Origin of the sequence: Variovorax ureilyticus (genome assembly GCF_037889935.1) — a bacterium.
GTDB lineage: Bacteria > Pseudomonadota > Gammaproteobacteria > Burkholderiales > Burkholderiaceae_C > Variovorax > Variovorax ureilyticus.
The window spans coordinates 505,767-518,625 of record NZ_JBBKZU010000001.1; the positions used below are offsets into that span (position 1 = coordinate 505,767).

Below are 12,859 nucleotides of genomic sequence, written 5' to 3' on the forward strand. Positions count from 1 at the left end.
ACGGGGTCACTAATGACCGGCCGGTTAGTAATCTAGGGTAAACGCCGAGGACTGTCAACGAAAACAGCCGTGGCCCTGCGGGAAGTTTCAGGTGCGCTGGCCCATCTCCACGAGGCGGTTGTCCGGCAGCTGGAAATAGTCCGAAGCCCGACCCGCATTGCGCTGAAGCCAGCTGAACAGCGCGCGCCGCAAGGGGTTCATCTGTGGCAGCCGGTCGTCGCCCACCGAAGCGCGGGAGACGAAGTACGACGTGGTCATCGAATCGCAGGCCAGCGCCTTCTGGTAGGCCAGGATGCGGATGAACTCGGGCACGTTCGGCCTTTCCATGAAGCCGTGCCGCGCCGTCACGACCCAGATACCGTGACCGAGCTGCTCGGCCTCGATGCGCAGCCGCGCGTCCACCCGCGGCGTGTCGCACGACTGCACCCGGAGCACGATGACCTGCGAGTGCAGGACCTGGTTGTGCTTCAGGTTGAGCAGCAGTGCATGCGGCACGGTCTCGGCATCGGGATTGAGGAACACCGCCGTGCCCTTGATCCGGTGCGGCATGTCGGCCGCGAGCGACTCGACGAAGGGTGCGAGCGGCAGCCGCTCGGCCTCGGCCGCCTGGAGCCCGAGGCGCCGGCCGGTCGCCCAGGTCGTGAATACCGCCATGACCATCACCGCCACCGCGAGGGTCAGCCAGCCGCCGTCCGCGATCTTGAGGCTGTTGGCGATGACGAAGGTCATGTCGACGAGCGCGAAGACCAGCGTGCCGATCACCACGGCCACGCGGTTCCAGCGCCACAGCTTGTAAGCGATGAGCCCGGCCAGCAGCGTGGTGGTGACCATCGTGATCGACACCGCGATGCCGTAGGCCGCCGACAGCGCGCTCGAACTGCGGAACCCGAGCACCAGCAGCACCACGCCGACCATCAGCAGCCAGTTGACGCCCGGCACGTAGATCTGCCCGATGGCCTCGCCCGACGTCTGCACGATGCGCATGCGTGGCAGATAGCCCATGCGCATGGCCTGCCCCGTGATCGAAAACGCGCCGGAAATGACCGCCTGCGAAGCGATGACCGTGGCCATCGCCGCGAGAACCACCATCGCCAGCACCGCCCAGGGCGGAAACAGCCGGAAGAACGGATTGTCGATCGCGGCCGGGTTGCCGAGCACCAGCGCGCCCTGGCCGAAATAGTTCAGCACCAGGGACGGAAGAGCGATGAAGAGCCAGGCGAGGCGGATCGGCCGCGCGCCGAAATGCCCCATGTCCGCGTAGAGTGCCTCGCCGCCCGTGAAGGCCAGGAAGACCGCGCCGAGCACCGCCAGAGATTGCGCCCGGTGCGTGAACAGGAAGTCCACCGCATGCCGGGGATCGAGCGCGGCGAGAACCTGCGGCTCGCGCATCACCTGCTGCAGGCCGCCCACCGCGATGACCAGGAACCACAGCAGCATGACCGGACCGAAGATCCTGCCCACGACACCCGTTCCCCGCCGCTGGACCGCGAACAGCCCGATGAGGATCGCGATCGCGATGGGAACCACGAACGGCTGCAGCCCCGGCGCCTCGACCTCGAGGCCTTCGACTGCCGAGAGGACCGAAATGGCCGGCGTGATGAGGCTGTCGCCGTAGAACATGGCCGAGCCCACCAGTCCGAGCCCCGCGATGAGTTGCAGCACCCAGGGCGCGGCTTTCGTCTCCGTCGCCGCCTTGCGCGCGAGCGCCTGCAGCGCCAGGATGCCGCCCTCGCCGTCGTGGTCGGCGCGCAGCACGAACACGACGTACTTCAGCGTCACCACGACGATCAGGCCCCAGAACACCAGGGACAGGAGGCCGAGCACTGCCTCCGGGGTGAACGGAATGCCGTGATCGGGATTCAGCGTTTCCTTGAAGGCATAGAGCGGCGAGGTGCCGATGTCGCCGAAGACCACCCCCAGGGCCGCAATCATCAACGCGGGCCCGGCACGGGGATGGGAGGCGGAATCCCCTGGGCTCAGTGGCTGCGACGTCGTTTTCATGATGTGGAGATCCTCCGGTGCCGGATCGTACCCCTGCGTGCAGGACAATCCGCCGCGTGTCCACCCGTGCCTCTCCGGTCGTCGCCGCGCCGCCGACCCACTACGAAAACTTCCCCGTCGCCTCCTGGCTCTGCCCGCCGCGGCTGCGGCCGCCGATCGCGGCGATCTACGCCTTCGCACGGACGGCCGACGACATCGCCGACGAAGGCGACGCCAGTGCGGCGCAGCGCCTCGATGACCTGCGCGCCTATCGCAGCGATCTCGCGGCGGTAGCGCACGGCACGCCACCTTCGCCGCGCTGGCCCGAGGTGTTCGGCCCGCTCGCTCACGCGATGCACGACTTCGCACTGCCTGAACAGTTGCTCGCCGATCTTCTCTCCGCCTTCATGCAGGACATCGAGAAGACGCGCGACCGCGCCGGCTACGCGGACCGCACTGAACTGCTCGACTATTGCTGCCGCTCCGCCGACCCGGTGGGCCGGCTGCTGCTGCATCTTTACGGCGTGAACGACGAGCGATCGCTCCGCCAGAGCGACGCGATCTGCAGCGCGCTGCAGCTCATCAATTTCTGGCAGGACCTGAGTGTCGACCTGCCGCGCGGCCGCTACTACCTGCCGCGTCACGATTGCGAGGCGCACGGATTGAGCGGGTCGAGCTTCGAGACCTTCCGCCCGCTCGGTTCGGCGCCGGCGCCCGCACCGGCGCTCGCATTGGTCGCCAGCCTCGCCCGATGGGCCCGCAGCCTCATGGAAGAAGGTGCGCCGCTGGTTCACGCGCTCCCAGGCCGCGCCGGGTGGGAGCTGCGCTTCGTGATTCAGGGTGGCTTGCGCATCCTCGACAAGATCGAGGCACTCGGCTGCGACACCTTCGCGTCCCGGCCGACGGTCGGCAAGGCCGATGCACCGCTGCTCGCATGGCGGGCGCTGCGTATGCGGAGACAATCGCCAGGATGAACCTCACCCTCGTTGCTTGCTCACTTCGTGTAGCCGCCTCCCCCCTCGAGGGGGCGCACCCAGCGGCCCGGCAAAGCCGGTTCCGCGGGAGCCCCGATGCAGACCGTACGGTCTTACGCGTCGCCGATCACACGCGGCATGGTGGAGTCACTGGAGCGTGACACCCGAGCAGTACGTCCAGGACAAGGCCGCTGCATCGGGCAGCAGTTTCTATTACGCGTTCCTGTTTTTGCCGAAGCTGCGCCGCGCAGCGATCACCGCCTTTTATGCGTTCTGCCGCGAGGTCGACGACGTGGTCGACGAAGTCAGCGACCCCGGCGTCGCCGCGACCAAGCTCGCCTGGTGGCGGGCCGAAGTGTCGCAAGCCTTCGCCGGCCAGCCGCACCATCCGGTGATGCAGGCGCTGATGCCGCACGCGGCCGAGTACGGCATCGAGGAACGACAGCTCCAGGAAGTGATCCAGGGCTGCCAGATGGACCTGGAGCAGACGCGCTATCTCGACTTCCAGGCGCTGCGCCGCTACTGCCATCTCGTCGCCGGCGTGGTGGGCGAAGGCGCGGCGCGCATCTTCGGACAGACCGACCCGCAGACCACCGCCTACGCGCACAGGCTCGGCCTGGCGCTGCAGCTGACCAACATCATCCGCGACGTCGGCGAGGACGCACTGCGCGGCCGCATCTACCTGCCGGTGAACGAACTGCAGCAGTTCGACGTCAAGGCGCACGAGATCCTCAACCGCGTGCATTCGGACCGCTTCGTCGCGCTGATGAAGTTCCAGGCGGAGCGCGCGCAGGCCGCGTACGACGAAGCGCTGGCGCTGCTGCCGTCCGCCGACCGCCGCGCACAGAAGCCCGGGCTGATGATGGCCAGCATCTATCGCACGCTGCTCTCGGAAATCGAGCGCGACAACTTCCAGGTCCTGAACCAGCGCGTGAGCCTGACGCCGGTGCGCAAGCTCTGGCTGGCGTGGCGTGTCCAGGCACTCGGGAAGCTGTAGCTTGGGGCGCGTTGCGATCATCGGCGGCGGCTGGGCGGGCATGGCGTGTGCGGTCGAAGCCGTGCGCGCGGGACATGCCGTCAGCGTTTTCGAAGCCGCTCGCAACTGGGGTGGGCGTGCGCGCGCCGTCGCAGCCACGCTGCCCGACGGCAGTGAAGTCCTGCTCGACAACGGCCAGCACATCCTCATCGGCGCCTACACCGCATCGCTGGAGGTGATGGCGCGGGTCGGCGTCGATCCACGGCAGGCCTTGCAGCGCGTTCCGCTGAACCTGCGCTTTCCGGACGGCACCGGCCTGTCGCTGCCTCAGTTGCCGTCGTGGCTCGACCGTGCGACTCGCCGCATCGCGCCGCTCGACGTGCTGACCGGCGTGCTCGGCGCACGCGGATGGTCATGGCAGGACAAGCTGTCGCTGCTGAAGACCTCCACGCTCTGGCAGCGGCAGGGATTCGTCTGCGCGGGCCATGAAACAGTGTCCGATCTGTGCGCGCCGCTCACGCCGCGCGTGCGTGCGGAGCTCACCGAACCGCTGTGCGTCTCGGCCCTCAACACGCCGGCCGCAGAGGCCAGCGGCCAGGTCTTTCTTCGCGTGCTCGACGAGGCGCTGTTCCGCACGCCGGGCGGGTCCCAACTCCTGCTGCCGCGCGTCGATCTCGGCGCGTTGTTTCCAGATGCAGCGGACCGCTGGCTGCGCGAACGCGGCGCCCGCACGGAACTCGGCCGCCGGGTTCGCACGGTCGAGCCGGACGGACATGGGTGGCGTGTCGATGGCGAGCTCTTCGATCGCGTGGTGCTCGCGTGCTCGCCGTGGGAAGCCGCACGGATCGCCGTCGGCATCGCGCCAACCTGGTCCGCCACGGCCGACGGGCTGGCGCACGAAGCCATCACCACCGTGTACCTGCACGGCGATGCAGGACTCCCGGCGCCCTTCCTCGCGCTGCGCTGCAAGCCGGAGGCTCCCGCTCAGTTCGCCTTCGACCGGGGAAGACTCGGCGGTCCGCGCGGCCTGCTCGCCTTCGTCATCAGCGCGAGCGGCGACGATCGCGAACTGCTGCAGCGCCAGGTCACCCTGCAGGCCCGCGAACAGCTCGGGCTGGACGGGCTGCGGCCCGTGCTCACGGTGATGGAACGGCGCGCGACCTTCGCATGCACGCCAGGCCTGGTCCGTCCGCCGATGCAACTCGCGCCGCAACTCCTGGCGTGCGGCGACTACATCGAAGGCGCCTACCCCGGAACGATCGAAGGCGCGGTGCGAAGCGCGATCGCGGCCGCCGCGGCGCCATGGAACACACCTGGGCGTCAGGCCCGCCCGGAGGGTTTGCCCGCGCCGGTCCAGTCGGCGTGAAAGCCGGGCACCGGCGTGCCCAGCATCGTCTCCAGCGGATTGGCCGTCGATGCGGCGGGCGCGGTGCGCAGGTTCGGCTGCGGTGTCGGCCAGGGCTGGGTCACATGCGGCCGGACTTCGGAATCCAGCGCGATGCTGTGCTTGTCCATCAAGCGGTAGAGCGTCATGCGCGACACGCCGAGTTCGCGCGCGGCATGCGTGATGTTGCGGCCGACGCGGGTCAGGGTCAGCACGATCGCATCCCGCTCGGCGACGGTTCGGGCGACGTCGAGTCCCATGCCCACCGGGTTGTCCGCGGGCGCGAGGCCCAGGTCGTTGGGGCCGATCAGGCGCCGGTCGGTCATCACCACCGCGCGCTGCACGCGGTTGAAGAGCTCCCGCACATTGCCCGGCCATGCATGCGCGAGCATGGCCGCGACGGCCTGCCGGCTGAAGCCCTTGACGCGCGCCCGGCTCTTCGCGGCACAGCGCTGGAAGAAGTACTCGGCAAGGATCGGCACGTCCTCCATGCGCCGCCGCAAGGGCGCGACTTCGATGGACAGCACGTTCAGGCGGTAGAAGAGGTCGTCGCGAAACTGCCCGACCGCCACCGCTTCCGCCAGGTCCACATGCGATGCCGCGACCACCCGCACATCCACATGCAGGTTGCGCACCGCGCCCACGCGGCTGATGGTCTTTTCCTGCAGGAAGCGAAGCAGGTTGGTCTGCAGCTCCACCGGGAGATCGCCGATCTCGTCCAGGAAGATGGTGCCGCCGTTGGCCGCCTCGATGAGCCCCCGCCGTTCCGAGGAGGCACCGGTGAACGCGCCGCGTTCGTGCCCGAAGAGCTCGGACTGGATCAGGTTCGGCGAGATCGCGCCGCAGTTCACCGCGACGAACGGCCCCGCCGATCGTTGCGAGCACTGGTGGATCGCACGCGCCGCAAGCTCCTTGCCGCTGCCGCTTTCCCCGCCGATCAGCACCGGCGCGTCGGTGGCGGCCACCTTGCGGATCTGCTGGCGCAGCCGCGTGATCGCGGGCCCCTGACCCACCATGCCGAGCGCATCGACCGCATGGCGATGCGCCGCGTCGTGGCGCAATCGAAGCAGCGCGCGCTGATCCGCGTGCTGCAGCGTCATCTCGAGCTCGCCGAGGTCGATCGGCATCACCCGGTGGTCGAAGAAACAGCCAAGGACCAGTTCCCGAAAGCCCGGGTGCTCCAGCGCCTCGGTCTCGCAGAGGGTCACCCATTCGGAGCCCGGCGAGGCATTGACACAGGCTTCGACAGCGGCTTCCGGGACGTTCAGCGACGCGCCCACGATGAGCACGCCCACCTTGAAATGCCGATGCGCCTGGATACGGCCCGCGGCGACGAGGTCGCCGGCCTGCGTCACGTCCCAGCCCCTCGCGATCAGGGGCTCGAGGACCTGGGTGGCGTCACCGCCCAGCGTCACGCAAAGAATGCTTCCCGGCTGCATGCCGATATTCCCCCGCTCAGAAGGACATCGGGAACCTGATCGTCATTTGGAGATCGGGTGTGTCGCGCGTCAGGCCAGCGCCCACGCTCACGTTCAACACGGACTTGGCGCTGTAGCGGTACGAGTAGCCCAGCAGCAGCGATGCGAGCTGTGTGCGCACCGAGCCGATCACCGTCTGGCCGTTCTGCTTCGTCGGCGCGACGGTATACAGCTCCATGCCCAGGCTGAACGACGAGCGCTCGTTGAGTGCCAAACCCATGCCGAAATTCAGTCCCCAGACATCGCCGACCTTGATGTCGCCGATGAATTCCTTCTGCCCGTTCAGCACCGTGCGACTGACGTCGTTGCGCTGGAAGTTGTAGGTATAGCTCAGCCCCCCGAAGAACACTGCGGGATCGGACGGCAGCAGGAAAGTCAGGCTCGGCTGCAGCGAATAGAAACCCGAGCCCGTCGGCAGTTCGAGCGGCAGCCCAGTGCCTGTGGTGTTGCCGATGCAGCGCGTCACGCAGTCGACCGGGACTTCGAATGGGTCGGTGCCGTTGCGCGCCTTGAAGCGCAACCCGCCGACCACGTAAGGCTTGTTGTTGTCGCGGCCGTCGGCGATCTGGTAGCGAATGGCCGCCTCGATGTCGCCCATGCCGTTGCCGTGCGTGTTGAAGACGTTGTCGTTTGCGGAGCCGGTGAAGATCTCGCGGCTGATGGTCGAGTCCGAACGCGCGACGTAGGGCAGCTTCAGCTCCAGTTCCGTGCGATTCGTCGCGCCCCAGCGGCCCGTCAACGCGCCGATGAAGGTGTTGCGCTTGAACTCGCGCACGTCGATGAGACCGATGAGGATGGCCGGGATCACCGTGTAGCCGACGAGCGCGACGCGATTGTTCGACGAATAGCCGTATTGCAGGGAAGGCTCGAGCACGAAATGGCCCTGCGGCGTCAGGATGCTGGGCTCTTCGAAGAGCTGAGCCACCGGTGGCGCCTGCGTTTCCTCGCTCGGCGCGACACCCACGCGCACGGCGCGCGTCGAGGTGTCGGAAGCATCGGCGGCGGCGCCGCCGGGCACGGGCCTTTCCTCGGCGATCTTCGAGCCCGGCGCCGGCATCGGAACGGGTCTCGCGGGTGCGGCCGACCTCGCTTCCTGCGACGACAGCCGTTCCTGAAGTTCGCGATAGCGGGCATCCTGGTCGGCGGCCTGCCTGCGTAGCGCATCGATCTGCTGGCCCTGCTCGGTCACCTGTTTCTGCAGGGCCTCCACGCGCCTGTTCGGGTTCGTCGTGCTGGTTGTATTGGTCGCGTTCGCCGGGGATGCCTGGCTTCGCCCGGCCGTGGACTTGGGCCTGGAGGCGCTCGAGGGCGAAGCGGCACTTGAGGCGCCTTGCTCACTTTGCGACTGAGCCGTGGCATCCGACCATGCCATCGACGAACAGGCAAGCAACAAGAACGCCCCGTATGAGCGGTAAGTCTCCATCAATGTCCCTCTCTTCCTACTTCTTGCGCCGGACGTGCGCCCAGCTTTCTGCAGCCAGCGTAAGCGGAATGCTCGAACTGCGCAAAGCCAGAAGTTGCAAACAAAGGTAAGCGCCCGATCGTCTCCCGATTGCTGTCTCACGAATGTGGCACTTCCGTTGCGAATCCGCCCGGCGAACACGGCAGTTCACGCGTCAGACACGGTGTCGCTGCCTCGGTGCGGGGTTCCGCGAACGACGTTGGAGCGATTGCGGCCCATGTATCACGCCTGAGACAGACTGCGAATCCGCGCGTGTCGCGGCTCAAGCCAATACGCGCGCTGGCGTTGCGAGTGAAATCAGGGCGGATCGGACGCAACTCACCGTCAATCGGATGTGACAGTCAGCGCTGAATAAACCCCTGTCGGCGCGCCCCTCGAGCCCCTGTCGCTTTGTCGCCGATCCGTCGCCTTCGATTCGCTCCCAATGAGGAGAGGTGCCTGAGAAACAAGCCGTAATTTGCTGGCATTGAAGTTGCACTGCGCCCCTGGATTTGCGGCGACGCACGTCAATCCACGCTTGTTCAACTTTTACTGGAGGGTTCATGAAAAAGACATTAGTGGCCTCGGCCATTGCGCTTGCCTACGGGTTCTGCGGTCTTGCTCTCGCGAATGACACCGATCAGATCACCGGTCAGAGAACGACGGCGGGCAACAACACGAGTACGGATACGAGCACGAGCACGAGTACCAGTACGCGCAGCAGTACGCGTAACAGTACGAGCACTCGCACGGACAGCCACAACGACACAGGCGACGCCAGGGCCAGTGCTGATCGCTCCGCCGCGCTCAACAACGGATCGAGCAACAACAACTTCACGAACGCGTTCTCCAACACGCGGGTCGCGGCCATCAGCAAGCTCGAAGGCTCCGTGTCGAACAACAGGATCTGGGGTGTTGGCAATACCGTGGCGAACACCGGCTCGGCCAATGGCGGCACGGGTCTGGGCGGACACGGCGGCACCGGCCAGGGCGGCGATGCACGCGGCACGGGTACCGGCGGCAATGGCGCCGTGGGCAACGGTGCAGTGGGCGCGACGGGCGGAAGCGCCTCCAACGGCGCGATCACGCGCGGCAACACGACGAATGGCAGTTCGGGCGATGCCGGCAATGGCGGACGCGGCACGGGCGGCGGCGCCAATGGTTCGAGCGACAGCGGAACGGCGGCATCGCTCGGCGGTAGCGGCGGTCGCGGCGGCTCCAGCGGCGACAGCGGCCGCGGCGGAAGCAGCGGCAGCCTGGCAGCTGCCGGTGGCGGCGACAGCGGCCGCGGCGGAAGCAGCAGCAGCCTCGGAGCCGGCTTGGGCGGCAGGAGCGGCGGCGGCGGTGGCGGCGGCAGCTCCGGCGGGACGGCCGGTGGCGACGGCGGCAACGGCGGCAACGGCGGCTTGAGCGGTGCCGGCGGTGCGGGCGGTGCAGGTGGCGCAGCAGGTGCAAGCGGCACGGCTGGCGCAGGCGGCGCGAGCGGCGCAGGCGGCGCGGGCACCGGCACTGGCACGGCAGGTGCGGGCGGTGCGAGCGGCGCAGGCGGCGCGGGCACCGGAACCAGCACGGCTGGTGCGGGCGGCGCGAGCGGCGCAACGGGCGCTGGCGGAGCGGGCGGTGCAGGCGGTGGCGGCGGCGCGGCAACCAGCGCGTCCGGCGGAACCCGCACTGGCGGGGCGGGCACGGGCGGCGCAGGCGGCTCGAGCACCAATGGCAGCGCCACTGCCGGCAGCGACAGCAACGGCAACAACACGGCCGGCTCGGGCGGCAATGGTGGCAGCGGCACGGGCGGCGCAGGCGGCGCGGGCAGCGGCGGAACCCAGACGGCCAATGGCGGCACCGGCGGCACCGGCAACGGTGGCACGGGTGGCGCAGGCGGCACGGTGTCGCTCAATGCCGGCACGTTCAACATGTCCAACACGATGGGCAACGCCGCTCAATCGGCTGCGGGCGTGGTGATCATGAACCAGAACAGCGGCTTGTCGTCGCTGGTTCAGCAGGCTGTGACCGTCCAGGCCAACCTGACCGTTCACTGATCGATAGTGAAGCCCGGTGCGTGCTGCGCAGCCTGACCTGCTCGGGCTGCGCGGCGCCATCGGGTTCTCCTTCACGGCTGGCCAAAGGGAGACGCCATGAGATCCATCACTCTTCCGGGGACCGTGAGCATGGCCCTGGGGATGCTGCTGCCGATGGCGGCCGCGGCGCAAAGCGCCCTGCCAGGCAGCGAAACGACGGCGAAGTCCGAAGGGGTCGTGGCGTTCGTCGCCACCCCGGTCGATTCGGAGACGCTGGCAGGCTATCGGGGCGGAGCCGAGGTGGTCCGCAACGACATGACCCTGAACGGCACCACGGCCGGCAATTCGGCCCGCAATGTCGACACAGGGGACAACACCATCAGTTCGGGCTCGTTCGCCAACATGAGCGGGCTACCGGTCGTGATCCAGAACTCTGGCGCGAACGTACTGATCCAGAACGCGGTGATCGTCCACGTGCAGATGAACTGAGGGGACAGACATGCGTGGCATGCTGATTTCCCTCGCACTGCTGGCCGTGGCCACCGCGGCGCCCGCCCAGGACGACAAGGAGCGGGCCTATATGCCATCCATGGGTATGGGCGACTTCAACATACCCGTGACGAGTTTGAAGAAGCAGCGCCAGTCGCGCACGCTCATCCAGAAGTACGACTTCAGCTGCGGTTCGGCCGCGGTCGCCACGCTGCTCACGCACCACTTCAACTATCCGGTCAGCGAGCAGCAGGTCTTCACCTGGATGTACGAGAACGGCGACCAGATCAAGATCCACCAGGAAGGCTTCTCGCTGCTGGACATGAAGCGTTACCTCAAGACGCTGGGCTTCGAGGCCGACGGGTTCGAGCTGCCACTCGAAAAACTTACGCAGGCGCGCGTTCCGGCCATCGTGCTCGTCAACAACAATGGGTACCACCACTTCGTGGTCGTGAAGGGTCTGCAGCCGGGCCGCGTGCTCATCGGCGATCCGGCACAGGGCACGCGCGCGCTCCCGCGAAAGGAATTCGACGAGATGTGGCAGAACGGACTGCTCTTCGTGATCCACAACCGGATGGACATCGCGCGCTTCAACGTCGCCGCCGACTGGCGCGTCGCGCCGCGCGCGCCCCTGGGCCAGGGCATTTCCCGCGAGGGCATGGACATGATCGCGCTGCCCAAGCTGGGACCGGGAGACTTCTGATGGCCGTCCGTCGCTTCCCTTTGGTCCATCTGGTCATCGGACTCTATGCGCTGATGGTGGGAAGCGTGCTGTCGCCCGCGCGTGCGGACGACCCGGAATCCGAGCAGCCGCAAAGAACGGAAGAGATCTGGATCGCAGCGAGCAACCATGACCTCGACGGCATGCGGGGCGGCTTCGACCCCGCCGGCACCGGGCTGATGGTGAGCTTCGGCATCACGCGCGCCGTCTACATCAACGGTGACCTCGTCACTCAGACGACGCTCGACTTCGGCCGCATTTCGGACCTGACGCCTGTACAGATGGCGCAACTCGACAAGCAGCTGGCGAGCCTGAATCTGGTCCAGAACGGGCCCGGCAATACCTTCCAGGCGCAGAGCGGCGTTTCGAACGCCGGCACGGTGATCCAGAATTCCTTGAACAACCAGACCATCGTCAACCAGACGATCATCAACGCGTCGAGCAATTCGGCGGGGATGGTGAGGAACCTCAACATCCTCTCGACGCTGAACGACAGCGTCGCGGCGGCGCTCGGATCACGATAGCCCGCCCCCAGCCTCGCCCACTTCGTGTCGCTCTGCACCCCTTTCCAGGGGCAATCCCGATCACAGTGGCCCGGCGAGGCCGGTTCCACGGGATTCCCGGACTCGGTTGCGGACTTCTCCGGTCGGAGTCGGCGTCAGGCCCCGGCCGTCTCCAGTGCCACGCACAGCGCGTGCAGGTTGGGCACGATGAGTTGCGGGCGGGCATCGTGTTCCCACGGACGCTCCTCGCGCACGAGCCAGGCGGCCTGCATGCCGGCGCCGAGCGCGCCGACCACGTCGAGCGCGGCATCGTCGCCGACGTGGAGCACGTCCCTGGGTAGCAAGCCGACCGATGCCGCTGCCGCTCGGAAGATCGGCGCGTGCGGCTTGCCGCTACCGAATTCGCGCGCGTTGAATGCGGCCCGGAACCAGCGACCGACGCCGGTGCGCTGCACGTCGGCATTGCCGTTGGAAACCGCGACCAGCGGATAGCGCTCGCTGAGCCACTTGAGCGCCGGGAGTGCATCCTCGTAGAGTTCCACCCGCTGGCGCTCCGCGAAGAAGATGTCGAAGGCCGGCTCGGCCAGGGCCGGGTCTTCGCCGGAGCGCTCCAATGCGGCGCGGATGGACTCGCGGCGCAGTGCGCTCAGGTCATGGGCCAGATCGGAACGCTCCTTGGCAGTCGCCTCGCGCAACTCGCGCAGCACACCGGGCGTGACCAGAAGATCGGCGGTCTTCGGAGCCTCGCGCGTCAGCCATGCATGCAGCACGCGCTCGGCGCGCTCGATGGTGGGCCAGATCGGCCAGAGGGTGTCGTCCAGATCGAGCGAGATCGCGGCGATGCGCTTCACGTCGAGGGTCAGGGAATCCGGGGTTGCGAGGGCCATGGTCGAGA

General features: G+C 67.6%; 11 protein-coding genes. 7 read left to right on the plus strand and 4 right to left on the minus strand.

Annotated features, from left to right (window positions below; genetic code table 11):
* Window positions 1–87: 87 nt before the first annotated feature.
* Window positions 88–2,001, minus strand: a complete 1,914-nt coding sequence (locus WKW77_RS02450) for a potassium transporter Kup (RefSeq protein ID WP_422823101.1) — start codon at window positions 1,999–2,001, stop codon at window positions 88–90.
* 56 nt (window positions 2,002–2,057) lie between these two features.
* Here WKW77_RS02450 and hpnC point away from each other — a divergent pair, with 56 nt between their 5' ends.
* The 3 genes from hpnC (at window position 2,058) to hpnE (ending at window position 5,296) form a co-directional block, all read left to right on the plus strand.
* Window positions 2,058–2,954, plus strand: a complete 897-nt coding sequence (gene hpnC / locus WKW77_RS02455) for a squalene synthase HpnC (protein WP_340355221.1) — start codon at window positions 2,058–2,060, stop codon at window positions 2,952–2,954.
* Between the two features lie 157 nt (window positions 2,955–3,111).
* A complete protein-coding gene (gene hpnD, locus WKW77_RS02460) occupies window positions 3,112–3,951 on the plus strand; it encodes a presqualene diphosphate synthase HpnD (RefSeq protein ID WP_340355222.1) in 840 nt (279 codons plus the stop codon).
* A gap of 1 nt (window position 3,952) precedes the next feature.
* Complete coding sequence (hpnE, locus tag WKW77_RS02465) at window positions 3,953–5,296, plus strand: hydroxysqualene dehydroxylase HpnE (protein WP_340355223.1); 1,344 nt, start codon at window positions 3,953–3,955, stop codon at window positions 5,294–5,296.
* Here hpnE and WKW77_RS02470 read toward each other — a convergent pair.
* Window positions 5,251–6,753: a sigma-54 dependent transcriptional regulator gene (locus WKW77_RS02470; protein WP_340355224.1), complete on the minus strand. Its 1,503-nt coding sequence runs from the start codon at window positions 6,751–6,753 to the stop codon at window positions 5,251–5,253. The genes hpnE and WKW77_RS02470 overlap by 46 nt on opposite strands.
* A 16-nt stretch (window positions 6,754–6,769) precedes the next feature.
* On the minus strand, window positions 6,770–8,002 hold the full coding sequence (locus tag WKW77_RS02475; protein ID WP_340355225.1) for an acetate kinase: 1,233 nt from the start codon (window positions 8,000–8,002) through the stop codon (window positions 6,770–6,772).
* Window positions 8,003–8,796: 794 nt separating this feature from the next.
* Here WKW77_RS02475 and WKW77_RS02480 point away from each other — a divergent pair.
* The 4 genes from WKW77_RS02480 to WKW77_RS02495 all read left to right on the plus strand — a co-directional run bounded on the left by WKW77_RS02480 (window position 8,797) and on the right by WKW77_RS02495 (window position 11,985).
* The gene (locus WKW77_RS02480) at window positions 8,797–10,272 is read left to right on the plus strand and encodes a hypothetical protein (RefSeq protein ID WP_340355226.1); all 1,476 of its coding nucleotides are present in this window, start codon (window positions 8,797–8,799) and stop codon (window positions 10,270–10,272) included.
* Between the two features lie 96 nt (window positions 10,273–10,368).
* Window positions 10,369–10,740, plus strand: a complete 372-nt coding sequence (locus WKW77_RS02485) for a hypothetical protein (protein ID WP_340355227.1) — start codon at window positions 10,369–10,371, stop codon at window positions 10,738–10,740.
* Between the two features lie 10 nt (window positions 10,741–10,750).
* Window positions 10,751–11,443 carry a C39 family peptidase gene (locus WKW77_RS02490; protein ID WP_340355228.1) on the plus strand — a complete coding sequence of 231 codons (693 nt, stop codon included), beginning with the start codon at window positions 10,751–10,753 and terminating at the stop codon, window positions 11,441–11,443.
* Window positions 11,443–11,985 carry a hypothetical protein gene (locus tag WKW77_RS02495; protein ID WP_340355229.1) on the plus strand — a complete coding sequence of 181 codons (543 nt, stop codon included), beginning with the start codon at window positions 11,443–11,445 and terminating at the stop codon, window positions 11,983–11,985. Before WKW77_RS02490 ends, WKW77_RS02495 begins: the two co-directional genes overlap by 1 nt.
* A gap of 134 nt (window positions 11,986–12,119) precedes the next feature.
* Here WKW77_RS02495 and WKW77_RS02500 read toward each other — a convergent pair whose 3' ends face one another.
* A complete protein-coding gene (locus WKW77_RS02500) occupies window positions 12,120–12,851 on the minus strand; it encodes an HAD family hydrolase (RefSeq protein WP_340355230.1) in 732 nt (243 codons plus the stop codon).
* Window positions 12,852–12,859: the final 8 nt, after the last annotated feature.

What these genes read in the sequence shown, in the direction of transcription:
- WKW77_RS02485 (WP_340355227.1), top strand. Translation starts at nt 10,369, where the DNA reads ATGAGATCCATCACTCTTCCGGGGACCGTGAGCATGGCCCTGGGGATG.
- WKW77_RS02480 (WP_340355226.1), top strand. Translation starts at nt 8,797, where the DNA reads ATGAAAAAGACATTAGTGGCCTCGGCCATTGCGCTTGCCTACGGGTTC.
- WKW77_RS02495 (WP_340355229.1), top strand. Translation starts at nt 11,443, where the DNA reads ATGGCCGTCCGTCGCTTCCCTTTGGTCCATCTGGTCATCGGACTCTAT.
- WKW77_RS02470 (WP_340355224.1), bottom strand. Translation starts at nt 6,753, where the DNA reads ATGCAGCCGGGAAGCATTCTTTGCGTGACGCTGGGCGGTGACGCCACC.
- WKW77_RS02490 (WP_340355228.1), top strand. Translation starts at nt 10,751, where the DNA reads ATGCGTGGCATGCTGATTTCCCTCGCACTGCTGGCCGTGGCCACCGCG.
- WKW77_RS02450 (WP_422823101.1), bottom strand. Translation starts at nt 2,001, where the DNA reads ATGAAAACGACGTCGCAGCCACTGAGCCCAGGGGATTCCGCCTCCCAT.
- WKW77_RS02500 (WP_340355230.1), bottom strand. Translation starts at nt 12,851, where the DNA reads ATGGCCCTCGCAACCCCGGATTCCCTGACCCTCGACGTGAAGCGCATC.